Raw genomic sequence first — 15992 nt, forward strand, 5'->3', positions numbered from 1 at the left:
GACTGTACCGTACATTGTACGGCTCAGGTACGATGCGGACAACGACAAGGTGTGGAAGAAGGTTCCGTTGGCGGGAAGGAAGGCGGCTGCGCCGGACCCGGCGCGCAGTCTGGCGCTGCTCTGGGGGAGCCACAGCAAGCCTGGCCGCTCCGGGCTGACCGTGCGCGCGATCGTCGACGCGGCCGTCGAGCTGGCCGACGTCTCCGGACTCGAAGCGCTCTCGATGCGAACCGTCGCCGAGCGGCTCAAGGCCGGGACCATGTCGCTCTACACGCACGTCCCGGGCAAGGGCGAGCTGACCGACCTGATGTTCGACCGGGTGTACGGCGACCTGTACGCCGACGTCGACGAGCCGGCCCGGCAACCGGGCGGCTGGCGGGGGGCGCTCGAGTTCATCGCGCACCGCAACTGGGACGTGCTGACCGCGCATCCGTGGATCCACGAGGTGCCGACGATGCGAACGGCGCTGGGGCCGAACATCACGCTGAAGTACGAGGCCGAGCTGCGGCCGCTCGACGGTCTCGGGCTGACCGACGTCGAGATGGACTCGGCCCTCGCGCTGGTCCTGACTCATGTCCAAGGCACCGCGCGCGCCGGAGCTGAGCAGGTCCGGCTGCAACGGGACTCAGGACTGAGCGACGAGGAGTGGTGGCGGCAGATCGCGCCGACGCTCGCGACCGTGATGGCCGGTAGCGCTCAGCAGTTCCCGACCGCGGGCCGGGTCGGCACCGCGGTCGGCGAGCACTTCCAGTCGATCATCGACCCGTCGCACGCCCTGACGTTCGGCCTGGGCCGCATCCTGGACGGAATCGCCCCGCTGATCGACACGGCCTAACCGTTCAGCAGATCCTCGAACGGGGTCGGGTTGTCGAACGGATCCGCCTTCGTCGGTGTCTCGTGCTGCAGGGCGGCGCCGATCTCGCTCGCTGCCTGCGCGATTCGGGAGTGGAGCTTGGCGGCGCCCGGTCCCCAATCGGTCGAGGCGGCGTACACACCGGTCGCGACCGGGAGCGCCTTCAGGTAGGCGAACAACGGGCGCAGCGCGAAGTCGAGGACCAGCGAGTGCCGCTCGGTGCCACCGGTCGCGCCGAGCAGGACCGGCTTGCCGGCCAGCGCCTGGTCGTCGAGGACGTCGAAGAACATCTTGAACAGGCCGGAGTACGACGCGCTGAACGTCGGGCTCACCACGACCAGGGCGTCGGCGGCGGTGACCGTGTCCAAGACCTTCTGCAGCTCGGCGGTCGGGAAGCCGGTGAGCAGGTTGTTGGTCAGGTCGCGGGCGTGGTCGCGGACCTCGATCAGCTCGACCCGCGAGCCGAGCCCGCGGCCGGACAGCTCGTCCTGGACCGCGGTGGCCAGCTGGTCGGCGAGCAGCCGGGACGACGACGGCGTCGTCAGCCCGGCCGTCACGACGGCGATCACCTTGTCGTTCATCGGGTCGACTCCTCAGCCGGTTCCTTGATCGTCTCCAGGTCGCGGGCACGCTCGGCGGCGACCTTCAGTGAAGCATGCGTCGGCGCGTCCGGCACGTGGGCCGGCTTGAGGGCCGCGAACTCCTTGCGGAGCACCGGAACGACCTCCTCGCCGAGGATGTCGAGCTGCTCGAGCACGGTTTTCAGCGGCAGGCCGGCGTGGTCGATCAGGAACAGCTGCCGCTGGTAGTCACCGAAGTACTCGCGGAAGCTCAGGGTCCGCTCGATCACCTCTTGCGGGCTGCCGACGGTCAGCGGCGTCTCGCGGCTGAAGTCCTCGAGCGAAGGGCCGTGGCCGTAGACCGGCGCGTTGTCGAAGTACGGACGGAACTCGCGGATCGCGTCCTGCGAGTTCTTCCGCATGAAGACCTGCCCGCCGACACCGACGATCGCCTGGTCCGCGGCGCCGTGGCCGTAGTGCTCGAACCGGCTGCGGTAGAGCTGGATCATCCGCTGGGTGTGGGTGAGCGGCCAGAAGATGTTGTTGTGGAAGAAGCCGTCGCCGTAGTACGCCGCCTGCTCGGCGATCTCGGGGGACCGGATCGAGCCGTGCCAGACGAACGGCGGTACGCCGTCGAGCGGCCGCGGGGTCGCGGTGAAGCCCTGGAGCGGCGTCCGGAACTTGCCCTCCCAGTCGACGACGTCCTCGCGCCAGAGCCGGCGCAGCAGGGCGTACTTCTCGACCGCGAGCGCGATGCCGTTGCGGATGTCCTCGCCGAACCACGGGTAGACCGGGCCGGTGTTGCCGCGGCCCATCATCAGGTCGACCCGGCCGTCGGCCAGGTGCTGCAGCATCGCGTAGTCCTCGGCGATCTTCACCGGGTCGTTGGTGGTGATCAACGTAGTCGCGGTGGACAGGATGATCTTGGACGTCTGCGCGGCCACGAACCCCAGCTGCGTGGTTGGCGACGACGGGACGAACGGCGGGTTGTGGTGCTCACCCTGTGCGAACACGTCCAGCCCGACCTCTTCGGCCTTGGTCGCGATCCGCACCATCGCCTTGATCCGCTCGCCCTCGCTCACGGTTCTGCCCGTGGTCGGGTCCTCGGTGACGTCACCGACGCTGAACACCCCGAACTGCATCCGTCCTCCTCAGTAGGTAGTTAACTATTAAACCACCATCGGAGCCTGGTTATGCCCGGCGTTGTGGCATGGACCGGAACGGGTGTCCAGGTACGTCGGGTTGCTAGATGCCGGAGTACTCGATCACGGATTGGGCTGAGCGGGCGGTGACCTGCCAGCTCTGCCGGCGGAAGGCGAGCACGATGCCGGCCAGCGCGGCGCTGCTGATGACCGCTGCAGTTACGAGCAGTGTGACGTCGCCGGTGAGGCCGCCGGTCACCGCCAGGCCGAGGCCGGTGAGTACGACGCAGATCGCCAGGGCGAGCGCCGCCGGACGGTTCTGCCAGACCCAGCGATCAGCCTGCTCGACCTCGGCGGACAGGCCGGTCGTGAAGGCGTGGAGCTCGCTGTCCCACGGCGCGAGCTCGACGATCTGCGCGATCGCCTGGCGCGCGAGCTGACGTTGGCGATCGCTCGCGATCAGCCGGACCTGGCTGGTCGTGACGGCGAGCGAGGCCTCGGTCATCCGCCGGATGGCCCAGGCCAGGCGGGTGCGGAGCTCATTGTCGTCCGGGCGTGCCTGCAGCTCCCGGTACAGGCGGTCGACTTCCGGGTCCATGGGGGTCACGTCCTCAGGGGTTGGTGCTGTTGTAGGCGGTTGTGTAGATGGCCTTCATGGCCGGCCAGTTCGTGAGCAGGGACGAGGCATACAGGACGTAGTCGGTGCTGCCGGCCCGCCAGTACACGGACTCGACGTGCTTGCGGCCATCGGCGGTGTCGAATTCGAACGTCCAGCTGACCGATTCGTGCGTACGCCAGGTGCCGGGCGTGAGGCCGATGAGTTGGTAGCCGGGGTACTTCGTGCTGAAGCTGCGCTCGGTGGTGCGCATGAGGTCGATCAGCGGCTGGCCGGGAGCGGGCGAACCGCCGTACCGGAGGAAGCTCGTGGGTTGGGTCGGGTTGGTTGCCTGGGCGTCCGTTCCGGTCGAGCGGACCTTGGCCGGCCAGGTGGCGGGGATCTTGGTGGTGATGCCGCCGGGGCCGGACACGTCCTTGGACGCGTTCTGCTGTGGAGGCGTTGAGCTCGGCGGAGTGTTGGAGGGCTTGGAGTCGCTGGGGGTTGTGGACGGTGTCTGTGGTGTGGTCTGCGCGGGGGTGGTCGGTGCGCTCGTTGGCTTCGGTGGGGCCGCGGTGGCGTGGTCGTCCGGAGTGCGCAGCAGGAGCAGGCTGGTGCCGATCAGTCCGCACAGGACGAGGTTGGCGGCGAACGCGAGCCCCGCGAGCTTGCGGGAGCTGATCCCTGGTCGGCTCATGATTGCGGCGTGAACTTGATCGCGCCCTGCTCGACGGTGACCGTGCCGGCCAGCGTGAACGAGGACGGCTCGTTGACTGGAGTACCGCCGTACCCGAGGCCGGTGAGCGTCGCTTGGCCGTCGGTGGTGGACTCGGCGACCACGTTGCCGTCGTCGGCGAGGCGGAGCTCCATCGCGGGGTACTTGTCGATCCGCCAGGCCGGGCGGGTGACGTCGTAGTTGATCGAGAACGGGCACTTGCTGTCCGGCTTGGTCGCGGCGGTCAGGCAGCCCTTCAGGTACGCCTTGACCTGCGCGTCGACCTCGGCCTTGGCGTCCGCCTTGATTCGCGGGGTCAGCTCGGCGGTGCTGTCACCGAAACCCGCGTCGATGGTGACGGGGTCGCTCTCGATCAGGGGGTTGTCCGCCAGGCCTACGACGTACCTGCCCGGGAAGACCTCGAGGTGCCGGGACGCGTCGCCCTCTTCGGCGTTCACCGTCTGGCCGTTGACCTGTACGGCGACGGGGGCCGTGGTGGTGATGTCGATCGCCGGCCGGTCGCCGGTGAGCTCCCATCCGCGGAACAGTCCCCAGGTCAGCTCGCTCTTGCGCTGTAGTTTGACCTCGCCGCTCAGCTTGTTGTCCCCGATGAGGAAGCTGACCTTGGCGGTCCGGTCGTCGCTCTTACCGTCGATCTTGTCGATCGTGACCTTGCTCGGCGGGACGTACTTGTCCGAGCTGATCAATCCGGCCGGCACGTCGGCACCGCCGTACGTCTGTGCCTGCTGCGCGTCGCGATCGGCCAGCGCGGCGAAGTACCCGCTGACGACGGAGTCCGGCGTGAACCACAGCCGTTGCACCACGAAACTCGCGGCGCTGATGACGACGATCACTCCGATCACCAGCGCGGTGATCAGGGTCGTCCGCGGCGAAGCCTTCCACGGCTCGACAAATGGACTGGCAGGTCGAGCGGGCTGCATGGTCTGCACCGTCAGATCTCCTTGGGGCGGTGTACTCAGTCGGTTGGTGCTGCTGGGGTACTGCGTACTTCGTCGTGGACTGCCGGACCGCGTACCTGGGAGAGGTAGTCGTCGCGCTTGGCTTTCCGGGCCGCCAGGATTTGGTTGTGGTGGGCAACAGGCGGCTCGTGCCGGCAGGTGGACAGCTCCTTCCAGGCACTCGCGGAGCGTCGCAGCTCGTTGTGCCAGCGGACACCGTCGATCGGATTCACAGCGGACGACATGACCCACCGATGCCAGTACCAGAACATCGTCAGCTCGGTCCGCAACCCCTCGTGCACAGGCCAGCAGGCAGGCAGCAGAACCCAAGGCGCATAAGCCTCCTCGAGCCACTCCACCCACCCGGCCAACCCGTCCCAGGCCTGCCCCCGAACCTCCTCACCCAACCCATCCCAAACCCACGGCGGCGCAGCCATCCTCACTCCCTCCCCAGATCGTCATCAGCCGAACTCTCGTAATCACCCTCGTAACCTCCAGCCTCCTCATAACCCCCACCCTCTTCACTCCCCATAGCCCCCGCCACCCGCTCATCATCAACAGCAGCCTGCTCCTCATAACTCCCACCACCCTCAACCTCCGCGTCCGCCTCACCCTCCGCGTCGGCCTCAGCACCAACCTCAGCATCAGCCCCAGACTCCACATCCGAGTCGGCCTCGGCATCGACGTCCGCCTCGGGCTCGGGCTCGGCGTCGGCATCCGCCTCAGCGTCCGCATCCGCATCCGCATCAGCGTCCGGGTCTGCGTCTGCGTCTGCCTCAGCGTTGGCCTCAGCGTCAGCGTCAGCGTCAACGTCCGCGTCCGCATCAGCATCGATCTCCTCATCCGCGTCGGCGTCCGCGTCGGCGTCGGCGTCGGCGTCCGCATCCGCGTCCGCATCCGCGTCCGCATCCGCATCCGCGTCCGCATCCGCGTCCGCATCCGCGTCGGCGTCAGCATCGGCGTCGGCATCCGCGTCCGCATCCGCGTCAGCCTCAGCGTCGGCATCCGCATCGGCCTCAGCATCGGCGTCGGCGTCGGCGTCGGCATCGGCGTCCGCGTCAGCGTCAGCCTCAGCGTCAGCCTCAGCCTCAGCCTCAGCATCCGCATCGGCCTCAGCATCCGCATCTGCGTCGGCATCGGCGTCCGCGCCAGCCTCAGCGTCCGCGTCAGCCTCAGCGTCCGCGTCAGCCTCAGCGTCCGCGTCAGCCTCAGCGTCCGCGTCAGCCTCAGCGTCCGCGTCAGCCTCAGCGTCCGCGTCGGCCTCAGCCTCAGCGTCCGCGTCCGCGTCGGCGTCGGCCTCAGCCTCAGCGTCCGCGTCCGCCTCAGCCTCAGCGTCCGCGTCGGCGTCGGCATCAGCGTCGGCATCAGCGTCAGCCTCAGCGTCAGGGTCGGCGTCGGCGTCGGCGTCCGCGTCCGCGTCGGCGTCCGCGTCCGCGTCGGCGTGAGCGTTAGCGTCGGCGTCCGCATCCGCCTCGGCGTGAGCGTTAGCGTCGGCGTCCGCAGCGACCTCCTCATCAGCGTCCTCATCCGCGTCCGCGTCGGCGTCGGGGTCTGGGCGCTTGTTTTCGGGGTCTTCGGGTTCGCGTTCGGGTTCTTGGTTTGCGGCTGCTTGGGTCTCGGCGGCTTTTTGGCGGTGGAGTTCTTCCTCTTCTTCCAGGACTCGGTCGATGCTCTCCTGGCTTACCGGATCGAGGGTTTCGGCGGGCTCCGGCGTACGGATCCGCTCATGCCCGGGAGGCGACTCCAGGTCGCCGTACCGCTCGGCCTGCAGGTGGCGGATCGCGAGCTTGCGGTCCCTGTTCGCGGACTTGTCGGCACGGTCCAGCTCGTACAACAAGTGGTTGTGCTTGTCCTTGACCTCAAAACTCTCCGGCGTGTGGAACTGCACCTCGAACAGATGCGTCGCGAGTCCGTCCGGCCCGACGATCGCCCAGGTCGAGTTGATACCGCGGTAGTCCGGCGTGTCCCAGCTGTTCCGGTCCTTGACCTTCACAAAACCTTGCGCCCGCAGGTTCTCGTAGCACGCGAGCACACCGTCGGTGTACTGCTCCCGCGGAAACGTCACGGTGTAGCGGTTGAGATCGTTGGTGGAGTACGCCGCCGCGTGCGCGGTGATCATGGCTTGGCGCCGGGCGACCTTGCTCCGGAACGAGTTGAGACTCTTCAGCGAGTACTCGAGGCCTTCGAGGTTGCTGTTGTACCGCGCGGTCGCCCGCCGAGCCTCCTCCAGTGCCTCGTCGAGGTGCGCGCGGCGATCGACAGCGAGTTGGTGGGCGTCCTCGACCGCCTTGTTCGCATTGGCATCGAGACGCAGCTGATCCTCGTGTCCCTTGCCCCGCCAAAGTCCAGGACTCACAGCTCGGTGGCTCCGGTGATTCCGCGGGTCTCCTGGATCAGCCGTTCGGCGGTTTCGTGGGCGATGGGTTCGAGGTCGGGGTGGTCGTGCGGGCCGGCGGCCTGGAAGTCTCTGATGGTCTGGGTTTCGACCCAGGTGTTGTCGCGGCCGAAGCCCTCGTCGACGTCGCCCTCAGGACTCAGGAGTTGCCGGTACACCAGGGTGTCTTCGCCCAGGTCCCCCTGCACCGGCCTCAGCCGCTCGACCCAGTACCTGGCGAACCGCTGACGATCCCCCATCAGAACCTGAGCCTGCTCGGCAGAGATCGGCACCAGCAGATCCGGATGCGGGACATAGACGTCACCCCGCGGATGCCACGACCTGTCGACGATCGACCAGTACTCGAGCTCGTCGCCGCGCCGCCGCCACAGACCGCTCGGGCGGTCCACGGATTCCTTCCCGGCCTTGGAAACCCTGGCGAGGTACTCGTAGTCGTCGCTCATGTGTCAGATCCCTTCGTGCGGGTCAATTCGATGCTCAAGTCAGTGGCCCCGGAGATGCCTCGGGTCTCCTGGATCAGGCGTTCGGCGGTCGCGGCGTCGATGGGTTCGAGGTCGGGGAGGTCGTGTGGGCCGCCGACCTCGATGTCTCTAATGGTCTCCGTGGGAATCCATTCGTTGTTGCGGCCGAAGACTTGCTCGACGAGGTGCTCGGGACTGGGTAGTAGGCGGTAGACCCGGGTCTCCTCGTGGAGGTCGCCCTTGGCTGGGCTCAGGTGCTGGACCCAGTAGTTGGCGAAGCGTTGGGGATCTGCCTGGAGGGCCTCGGCTGACTCGCCGGCGGGTTCGAAGATTTCTGCTAGGTACTCGTAGGTCATGGGGTGAAGCCTTTGAGGTGGGTGAATTCTTGGATGGCGCCGGCGGGGCGGGCTTCTACCTGGAAGGGGGGTTCACTGCGCCAGAAGAGCCAGGCGTGGAAGGGGGGCAGCATCTGGATGGCGTTGATCGGGAGGGCGGGGCGGAACATGCTGCTGATGGTGTGGCCCTGGCTGGCGATCGCGGCGCCTACTCCTACCGCGCCGGTAGTGGCGGGGGAGGCGATGCCTTGCGGGCCGAGCTGAGTGCTCGTCATGGTTTGGCGTTCTTCGCCGGCCCAGGAGGAGATGTTGTGCAGGTCTTCGCCGTTCGACATGCCGCCGAAGATCAGCTTGGCGGTCGTCGCGGCCAGGATTGCCGCCTGCTTCTCGACGCCGTACCGGTCGCGGAGTTGCGCGAGGCTCTGCGTGGCCCACAGCGTGACGATGCCGCGACCGCCGCCCTCGCTGACCAGGGACGGCAGGCTCTGCAGTGGCGCGATGTTGGCGACCTCGTCCAGCGCCAGCATGAGCGGCGGGTCGAGCCGGCCGCCGCGCTTGGCGGCGAGCTCCGAAGCACGCTGGGCGATGCTGTCGACCAAGCCAGCCATCAGCGGCGCGATCGCCTGCTGTTGGTGGGACGGTCCGATGATGAACAGCGACGACCGGCTGTCCAGGAACTCGTCGATGTCCAGCTCGTTGGACGAGCACGACGCCAGCACGGTCGGCTCGGACGTCGCCTCGAGCGTGTTCCGTGCGACAGAGTAGAAGCTGCCGCGCTCGCGATCACCGAGCAGCTTGACTGCGTCCAGGTCGTCGGCCCACATCGCGCCCGGGCTGGACGACAACCGCAGGATCGCCGTGGGATCGCGGGTCTCCTGCGCCGTGAGCCAACGCCGTACGACGGAGACCGGTAGACCCTCGAGCGCTGCGGCATGGAAGTACGCGCGCAGAATCGCCGCCGCACCGCCTCGCCAGTGATCCCCGTCCTGCACCCCTTGACCGGCGACCGCGGTCATCGCGGACACCCGCCGATAGCAGACCGACGGATCCTCACAGTCCGCCAACGGTGACCACTTCATCGACAGCTCGGGATACTCGCTGCCGAACGGGTCGTAGACCTTGACGGATCCGCCGTACGGCGCAGCCAGCGCGCGTCGGCGATCGCCCGTGAACGCGAGGATGTCGCCGCGCGTCGACGTACAGACGAGCGGGCCCTCCCACCACAGCACCGACGGCACGATCAGCCCGGAGGTCTTCCCGTACCGCGGTGGGCCGACGATGCCGACCGAGTCCTCCGGCGCGCTCCAGCAGCGTTTGTAGCCGCCGCGTGCGTCCCAGCCGAGGAAGACCTGCCGGCGCGGCTCGACACCGAACGGCGGGATCTGCGGCCATGCCTCGCTCATCCGGCGATCAGTCCCGCACCAGCGAGCTGGTGATGATCACCGGCGTTGGCACGTCCGGCCGGTCGGCGTCCGGCAACGGGTACTGGCCGCCGGGCTCCTCGATCATCTCGAGCCGGAGCTCGTTCGGCGGGTGCGAGGTCAGGATCGACATGTCCCATCCGTTCCGGGCGCCGTCGAAGCTCTCCCGGAGCTTCGCGAGCACCTTGCGGATCCCGTCCCGCTGGCCCGCGAACACCGCGCCCTGGTCGGCCTGGTACTCCGCGGCCTGGACGCCTGCCATCTGCAGCGGCATCACGAAGTACCGGATCGCGAACAGGATCGGCCAGGTGATGAACCAGACGAGGAAGGTCAGGATCCCCCGCGTCCAGCGCAGCAGGAACGTGCAGACGTTGTAGGCGATGTAGAGCTGCAAGGCGACGCCGCGGATGAAGTAGCTGGAGACGGAGTCCGCGTTGCGCCAGTGCGTCAGCTCGTGGCAGATCACTCCGGCCAGCGGCTCCGCCTCGTACTCGAACATGTCCAGGAAGCCGCGGTTGATGATGATGTGCCGGCTGTACGCCGCTGCGTTGGCGACACGGTCGTCGACCATCACCAGCGTGGGCAGCGAGGTCAGGCCCATCCGCTGCGCGCAGTCCGCCAGGATCGGTCCGATCAGTTCGCGCTCGCGGCGCGACGGCCGCCGGCCACCGTCGACGATCCGGATCCACCAGTGTTCGGTGGCGATGGAGTAGACCGTGTAGAGGAAGCCGCAGAGGAACGCGACGACGAGCTGGGCGAAGAAGCGACCGATCCCGTCCGCCGGGCTCACCGCACCCATCACGAGCCAGGGCAGCACCAACCCGGCGACGAAGCCACCGATTGCGCCCAGCACGGCCCCCAGCAGCAGACCCAGGATGCCGCCGCCCTGCAGGAAGGCGCTGCCGAACAGGGTGTCCAGGATCGGCAGGTCGCGGACCCAGGAAGTCGCGGTGTGGTTGCCGCCGAGCGCACCGCCGACGTACCCGAGCGCGCCGCCGGAGACCATGCCGATTCCGCCGAGCATGATCGCGACGGGCAGGTTGAACCAGCTGGCGATCAGCGCGCCGATCAGGCCACGTGGGTTGCGCAGCATGCCGGTGATCACCCAGGAGAAGAAGCTGTGATACCCGGGCGGCCGGGCGAACAGCCTGCCGAGCTTGGCCCTGGTCGACTCCGGCGGTGCCTGGAGTCCGGCACCAGCGGTCGACGCCGGCTGCCACGCCACCGGCGGCCCCGCCTGCTCATGAAACGTAGCGGCGACAGGAGGCGCAGCGGCTACCGGCGGCGCAGTCGCGACCGATGGTGCGTGGGCGACCGATGGGGTGGCAGCCCCACTGGTCAGCCCGCAATGCGGGCAGGTTTGCCCCGCTGGATCGCGCTGATTGCCACAGCGAACACAGATCCCCACACACGCCTCCCGAGTCGGCCGCCTCATTGCCTGCTGAGTGCCACCCCGCGGTCACGGAGTGGCACTACAAACAAACCTATCGGTCGCAGCGGGTGACGCGGAGCGTCGTCAAGCAATCTGTGGACAAGTTGCCACTTGTTGCAATTGGGCCGCGGTCAGGCCAGCGTCAGGCCGCGTCGAGCGTGGCCACCTGCTCCGGGGTGAGGCTGAGCTCGACCGCGGCGTACGAGTCGCGGATCGTCTCCGGACGGCTCGAGCCCGGGATCGGGATGACGTACGGCGACTTCGCCAGCATCCACGCCAGCGTCAGGCGCTGCGGCGAGACGCCCAGCTCGGTGGCGAGGCTGTGGAAAACCGGGTGCCGATCGCCGAGCGCCTCGGAGTTGGAGATGCCGCCGAGCGGCGACCACGGCAGGAAGGCGATCCCCAACGAGTCGCACAGCTCGAGCTCGGGCTCGCTGGACCGGAAGGCGGGTGAGAACTGGTTCTGCACCGACACCAGCCGGCCGCCGAGGATCTCCTGCGCCTCCCGGATCTGGTCCGGGTTCGCGTTCGAGATGCCGGCCATCCGGATCTTCCCGGCGTCCAGCAGGTCCCGGATCGCGCCGACCGAGTCGGCGTACGGCGTCTTCGGGTCCGGCCGGTGGAACTGGTACAGCCCGATCGCCTCGACCCCGAGCCGCTTCAGCGAACCCTCCACGGCCTGCTTCAGGTATGCCGGTGACCCGTCCACGGTCCAGCTGCCGTCGCCCGGCCGCAGGTGGCCGCCCTTGGTGGCGACCAGGACCTGCGAGGTGTCGCCGCCGTACGACGACAGCGCCGTGGCGATCAGCGATTCGTTGTGCCCGACGTCGGTCGCGGTCAGGTGGTACGCGTCGGCGGTGTCGATGAGCGTGATCCCGGCGTCGAGCGCGGCGTGGATCGTGGCGATCGAGCGCGCCTCGTCGGGTCGTCCCTCGATCGACATCGGCATCCCGCCGAGCCCGATCGCGGACACCTCGACGTTACCGATCCGGCGAGTGGTCTTCGTGTCAGTTGCCATGCGTCCAAGTTCCCGCGCGATCGTCAACTATTCCAACAGGAATATCCGCACAGACTCAGCAGTCCGAGGACTGAATGCGCAGGGCTGCTCACTCCGCCGCTGGGCTGAGCTCCTGGGTGCCGATGACCGCGAGCAGGCGCAGCGCCTCCTCCGACGGAGAGCCCGGGGTCGCGGTGTAGAGGATCAGTTGCTGGTCGCGGTCCGGGATCGCGAGCGCGTCGCAGTTCACCGTGATCGACCCGACCAGCGGGTGGTCGAACGTCTTGCACAACGTGGGTTCGGCGGCGACGTCGTGCGCCGCCCACAACTCGGCGAACCGCGGACTCCCGGCCAGCAGGTCGCCGATCAGCTCCCGCACCTCGGGGTCGTCCGGGTACCGCGCGGCGGTCGCGCGCAGGTAGTTGGTGGCATGGACGGCGAACTCCTTGTCCCCGGACGCTCCGAAGACCTTGCCGTCGGCGCTGCGCGGCCCCAGGAACACGCGCCGCAACAGGTTCCGGTCCTGCCGGGAGCGCTGCGAGAAGTCCTCCAGCAGCGCCGCTGCGAGCGGGTTCCACGCGATGACCTCGTACGTCGCCGACAGCACCATCGCGACCGTCGTCGGCAGGCGGTCGATCAGGTCGAGGATGCTCTGCCGAACGACCCGCGACGGGCCGGGCGGAGCGAGCGGCACCTCGGCGAGCTGGTGCAGGTAGTTGCGCTCGGCATCCGACAGCCGCAGCGCCCGGGCGATTCCGGCGAGGACTTCGCTCGACGGATGCGGCGCTCGCGCCTGTTCGAGGCGGGTGTAGTACTCGGTCGAGATGTAGCCGAGCTGCGCGACCTCCTCCCGGCGGAGGCCCGGCGTACGGCGGCGGCGCCCGGCCGGCAGGCCGGCCTGCGCAGGAGTGATGCGCTCCCGCCGGCTGCGGAGGAACGCCGCCAGCTCTGCCTTGTCCATGTCCTCCAGTCTGCCCCTCCGCCGGACGGTATCCAGGTACACCTGGTGTCTGGTTAGGCCGCTAGCCGGTCCACAGGGTGGAGCACATGAACACATTGCTCACCGGGAAAGTCATCCTCGTCACCGGCGCCGGGCGCGGCATCGGCGCCGCCGCCGCACGGCTGTTCGCCGCGGAAGGTGCGCAGGTGATGCTCGCCGCGCGGACCGAGGCTCAGCTCGCAGACGTCACGAAGGAGATCGAGACCGCCGGCGGTACGGCGGCGTACGTCGGCTGCGACCTCGCCGACCCGGAGGCGGTCCGCAGCGCGGTCGCCGCGACGGTAGCGGAGTACGGACGGCTGGACGGCGCCTTCAACAACGGCGCCACGGGCCAGCCGCCCGGTTCGATAGAGGAGCTCACGACCGAGTCGCTCGACCAGCTGTACGCGGTGAACCTGCGGGGGCTGTGGGTCGCGATGGCCGCCGAGGTCGCCGCGATCCGCACCGGGCCCGGACAGGGCAGCATCGTGAACACCTCCAGCGTCGGCAGCCTCCGCGGCAACCCGGCGCTCCCGGCGTACGGCGCGTTGAAGCGGGCCGGGAACAGTCTCACCGAGTCGGCCGCGAAGACGTACGGTCCGGAGGGCATCCGGGTGAACGCGATCGCTCCCGGTGCGACGCTGACCGAGATGCTGCATGACTGGGACGCTGCCACGCCGGGCATCATCGACTTCATCACCGGACAGACCCCGCTCCGGCGGGCGGCGCGACCCGCAGAAGTGGCCGAGGCTGCCGCCTGGCTGCTGAGCGACCGGTCGTCGTACGTGACCGGCACTGTGCTGCAGGTCGACGGCGGCTTGGCCGCGTGATCCGGGCACCTAGTAGGTCGGTTGGCGGGCAAGATGTCCCCATGCAGACCGACGAACGCGTACGCCGCGCCCGCCCGGAGGACGTCCCCGCCATCGTGAGCCTGGTGGAGGGCCTGGCCGAGTACGAACGCGCCCGGGACGAGTGCCGGCTGACCACCGAGCAACTCTCGACCGCGTTGTTCGGCCCGGCGCCCGCGGTCTTCTGCCACGTGGCGGAGCACGAGGGCGAGATCGTCGGCTGCGCGATCTGGTTCCTCAGCTTCTCCACCTGGCGCGGCGTCCACGGCATCTACCTGGAGGACCTCTTCGTCAGCCCCACCGCCCGCGGCACCGGTCTGGGCAAGGCACTGCTGACCACACTGGCGCAGGAATGCGTCGCCAATAACTACGAACGCCTCGAATGGTCAGTCCTCGACTGGAACACCTCCGCGATCGACTTCTACAAGTCGCTGGGCGCGCGTCCGCAGGACGAGTGGACCGTGTACCGACTGACCGACGACGCGCTCACAAAGCTCGGTTCGTGAGCTGTGGAAAGGCCAGGCGGAGCTCGGCGATCACCACCGAGTCGTTGCCTGCAGCGCCGATTGCCAACCACAGGGTGGCTGTTGCCGCGTGCAGCGGGTCGTTCCAGTAGGTCGAGTTGAGGACCTGCATGGCTTGGAGCGTGGGACTCAGCTCAGGATCCCAGTCGGTGCTGGTGACGAAGCTGCCCCCGGGTCGCAGGCCGGCCGGCGGATTGATGACAGCAACGTAGTCGCCACCGCGGTCCATCAGGTCCAGAGCCGCGGCGACCCACGGCGTTTGGTCGAGGCCTGCGGCGGCGCAGGCTCGGCGGGCCGACCAGCGGGCGACCGTGTACAGCAGGTCGGCGTCGGCGGCGTCTAGCTCGTCCACCAGGTCTCGGTCGAGCTGTGCGAGCTCCTGCGTGTGCCAGGTGGCCAGAACACGCTCACTCGGCAGCCGGCCACCCCAGGTCTGCAGGAGTGCTTCCTTTCGCGCAGCCTCTTGGGCGAGGGCGTTGAGCCGCTGCCGCTCCTGCTCGGCGGCTGCGCGCTCGGCCGGGGACGGCTGCGGTGGCATCTCGCGGACGGAGCGGTGCCAGTACGCCGCCTGGGCGCTCGTCTGCTTGAGCACCTGGTCTGGCGCTGGTGGTGCCGGCCAGAGCTGCAGGAGGTAGTGGTCGATCAGTGGCTGGTCGTCCATCGGTGGGGCGCCCTGGTGGCCGGCGTCCATACCCTGAGCGCAGTACCTGAGCCGGTAGTCGAAGGGGTCGAGGTCAAGCTCCCAGAAGCCTCCGTCGCTGGCCCAGGTGACCAGTGCGGCGTTGCCGAGCGGGTGGTACGACGCCTCGACGATCTCCTCCCAGGTGTCGTCGAGCGGCGGCTGCTCGTCGTACAGCTCGACGGTGAAGCCGACGTGACCGGTGTGCAGCCCGGTGATCAGGAACAACTTCCCGGGGACCGCCGCCCCGCACAGGCCGTTCTGTTGACCCGCGAAACAGTCCTCGAGACTGGAGCTGTCGTCGAGCGTGCTCTCCACGTAGATCTGCCCGTAGGCCACCCAGGCCGGGCCGGTCATCAGCGTGCGCATCTTCCCCCCAGGAGACGTTGCAGTTCGTCGGCGTGTACTTCCACCCAGGCGCGAGAGCGGCGGATGTCGGCAGGGACGTCGAGGTCGACGAGGTGCTGCATGGTCGTATCTCCGTCGGCCGCGCGCGCTTCGATGCCGTCGGCAGCCCTCGTTTGCCACCAGAGAACGGTAGGGACGAGGGCCGTCAGGTCAGTCGAGCCGTAGCCGCTCAGCAAGGCCTGCCAATGCGATGTGTCAGTCGCGTACTGCCAGCAGATAAAGGCGATGTCGTGGATCCGCGGTCCAGGCGCAGCAATGTCCCAGTCGATGAAGGCGATGGCCCTGGTGCCGTCTGGTGTGTAAACAGTGTTCTTGGGCGAGAGGTCGTTGTGGCAAACGACCTCCTCGTCGCCGGCCAGAGCGGTGCCGGCAGTCAGGTCATGGAACTCGCGAACCAACCGCCCAACCGACCGAAGCGCCTCAGGTGTAGTGATCGCGGCCTTCCAGGGCCGATCCCACGGCACGTAGCCGTCGATGAAACTCAACCGCTCCCGCCCGTCCTCATCCAACCCCAGGTACGTCGGCGATCCCGGCCAGTCGACCAACACACCCAACAGCTCATGGACGAACCCGGCCCGCTCACCAGCAGTACGCCGTACCTCATCCTCCCGCCGCACCACGCCGTTGATAAACCCGCCCAGCAGCTTCTCGTCCACGCGGGCAGCCTACGAGCGTCAGACACGCACCCG

At 68.4% G+C, this 15992-nt stretch carries 18 protein-coding genes; 3 read left to right on the top strand and 15 right to left on the bottom strand.

The genetic code is table 11. The features are described 5' to 3' along the window. Positions 1–67 precede the first annotated feature (67 nt). The gene (locus AB0E69_RS13000; protein ID WP_360143543.1) at positions 68–835 is read left to right on the top strand and encodes a TetR/AcrR family transcriptional regulator; all 768 of its coding nucleotides are present in this window, start codon (positions 68–70) and stop codon (positions 833–835) included. Here the strand turns inward: AB0E69_RS13000 and AB0E69_RS13005 are convergent. From AB0E69_RS13005 to AB0E69_RS13065, 13 genes are all read right to left on the bottom strand, one after another. Beyond that, the gene (locus AB0E69_RS13005) at positions 832–1434 is read right to left on the bottom strand and encodes an FMN reductase (RefSeq protein WP_360143546.1); all 603 of its coding nucleotides are present in this window, start codon (positions 1432–1434) and stop codon (positions 832–834) included. The genes AB0E69_RS13000 and AB0E69_RS13005 overlap by 4 nt on opposite strands. Continuing rightward, the gene (locus AB0E69_RS13010) at positions 1431–2555 is read right to left on the bottom strand and encodes an LLM class flavin-dependent oxidoreductase (protein ID WP_360143549.1); all 1125 of its coding nucleotides are present in this window, start codon (positions 2553–2555) and stop codon (positions 1431–1433) included. Before AB0E69_RS13010 ends, AB0E69_RS13005 begins: the two co-directional genes overlap by 4 nt. Before the next feature lie 103 nt (positions 2556–2658). Beyond that, on the bottom strand, positions 2659–3153 hold the full coding sequence (locus tag AB0E69_RS13015; RefSeq protein ID WP_360143552.1) for a hypothetical protein: 495 nt from the start codon (positions 3151–3153) through the stop codon (positions 2659–2661). A 13-nt stretch (positions 3154–3166) separates the two neighbouring features. Next, complete coding sequence (locus AB0E69_RS13020) at positions 3167–3847, bottom strand: hypothetical protein (protein ID WP_360143555.1); 681 nt, start codon at positions 3845–3847, stop codon at positions 3167–3169. Further along, positions 3844–4815, bottom strand: a complete 972-nt coding sequence (locus tag AB0E69_RS13025) for a hypothetical protein (protein ID WP_360143558.1) — start codon at positions 4813–4815, stop codon at positions 3844–3846. The genes AB0E69_RS13020 and AB0E69_RS13025 overlap by 4 nt, the downstream gene beginning before the upstream one ends. Positions 4816–4841: 26 nt before the next feature. Then, a complete protein-coding gene (locus AB0E69_RS13030) occupies positions 4842–5261 on the bottom strand; it encodes a hypothetical protein (protein WP_360143561.1) in 420 nt (139 codons plus the stop codon). A gap of 2 nt (positions 5262–5263) precedes the next feature. Continuing rightward, on the bottom strand, positions 5264–7180 hold the full coding sequence (locus AB0E69_RS13035; RefSeq protein ID WP_360143564.1) for a hypothetical protein: 1917 nt from the start codon (positions 7178–7180) through the stop codon (positions 5264–5266). Then, the gene (locus tag AB0E69_RS13040; RefSeq protein ID WP_360143567.1) at positions 7177–7662 is read right to left on the bottom strand and encodes a hypothetical protein; all 486 of its coding nucleotides are present in this window, start codon (positions 7660–7662) and stop codon (positions 7177–7179) included. Before AB0E69_RS13040 ends, AB0E69_RS13035 begins: the two co-directional genes overlap by 4 nt. Continuing rightward, the gene (locus AB0E69_RS13045; protein ID WP_360143570.1) at positions 7659–8036 is read right to left on the bottom strand and encodes a hypothetical protein; all 378 of its coding nucleotides are present in this window, start codon (positions 8034–8036) and stop codon (positions 7659–7661) included. The genes AB0E69_RS13040 and AB0E69_RS13045 overlap by 4 nt, the downstream gene beginning before the upstream one ends. After that, the gene (locus AB0E69_RS13050) at positions 8033–9418 is read right to left on the bottom strand and encodes a type IV secretory system conjugative DNA transfer family protein (protein WP_360143573.1); all 1386 of its coding nucleotides are present in this window, start codon (positions 9416–9418) and stop codon (positions 8033–8035) included. Before AB0E69_RS13050 ends, AB0E69_RS13045 begins: the two co-directional genes overlap by 4 nt. Positions 9419–9425: 7 nt before the next feature. Continuing rightward, on the bottom strand, positions 9426–10661 hold the full coding sequence (locus AB0E69_RS13055) for a M48 family metalloprotease (RefSeq protein WP_360143576.1): 1236 nt from the start codon (positions 10659–10661) through the stop codon (positions 9426–9428). A 349-nt stretch (positions 10662–11010) separates the two neighbouring features. Further along, positions 11011–11886 (bottom strand): aldo/keto reductase, encoded by an 876-nt coding sequence (locus AB0E69_RS13060; RefSeq protein WP_360143579.1) that lies wholly within the window; start codon positions 11884–11886, stop codon positions 11011–11013. A gap of 88 nt (positions 11887–11974) precedes the next feature. Beyond that, the gene (locus AB0E69_RS13065; RefSeq protein WP_360143582.1) at positions 11975–12826 is read right to left on the bottom strand and encodes a helix-turn-helix transcriptional regulator; all 852 of its coding nucleotides are present in this window, start codon (positions 12824–12826) and stop codon (positions 11975–11977) included. A gap of 86 nt (positions 12827–12912) precedes the next feature. Here AB0E69_RS13065 and AB0E69_RS13070 point away from each other — a divergent pair, with 86 nt between their 5' ends. Both AB0E69_RS13070 and AB0E69_RS13075 read left to right on the top strand, forming a co-directional pair. After that, positions 12913–13674 (top strand): SDR family oxidoreductase, encoded by a 762-nt coding sequence (locus AB0E69_RS13070; protein ID WP_360143585.1) that lies wholly within the window; start codon positions 12913–12915, stop codon positions 13672–13674. A gap of 41 nt (positions 13675–13715) precedes the next feature. Continuing rightward, positions 13716–14198 carry a GNAT family N-acetyltransferase gene (locus AB0E69_RS13075; RefSeq protein WP_360143588.1) on the top strand — a complete coding sequence of 161 codons (483 nt, stop codon included), beginning with the start codon at positions 13716–13718 and terminating at the stop codon, positions 14196–14198. Here the strand turns inward: AB0E69_RS13075 and AB0E69_RS13080 are convergent. Beyond that, positions 14179–15264: a hypothetical protein gene (locus AB0E69_RS13080; RefSeq protein ID WP_360143591.1), complete on the bottom strand. Its 1086-nt coding sequence runs from the start codon at positions 15262–15264 to the stop codon at positions 14179–14181. The two genes, AB0E69_RS13075 and AB0E69_RS13080, sit on opposite strands and share 20 nt — an antisense overlap. After that, the gene (locus tag AB0E69_RS13085) at positions 15252–15959 is read right to left on the bottom strand and encodes a phosphotransferase (protein WP_360143594.1); all 708 of its coding nucleotides are present in this window, start codon (positions 15957–15959) and stop codon (positions 15252–15254) included. The genes AB0E69_RS13080 and AB0E69_RS13085 overlap by 13 nt, the downstream gene beginning before the upstream one ends. Positions 15960–15992: the final 33 nt, after the last annotated feature.

The sequence above is a fragment of the Kribbella sp. NPDC026611 genome, assembly GCF_040638345.1.
Classification (GTDB): Bacteria; Actinomycetota; Actinomycetes; order Propionibacteriales; family Kribbellaceae; genus Kribbella.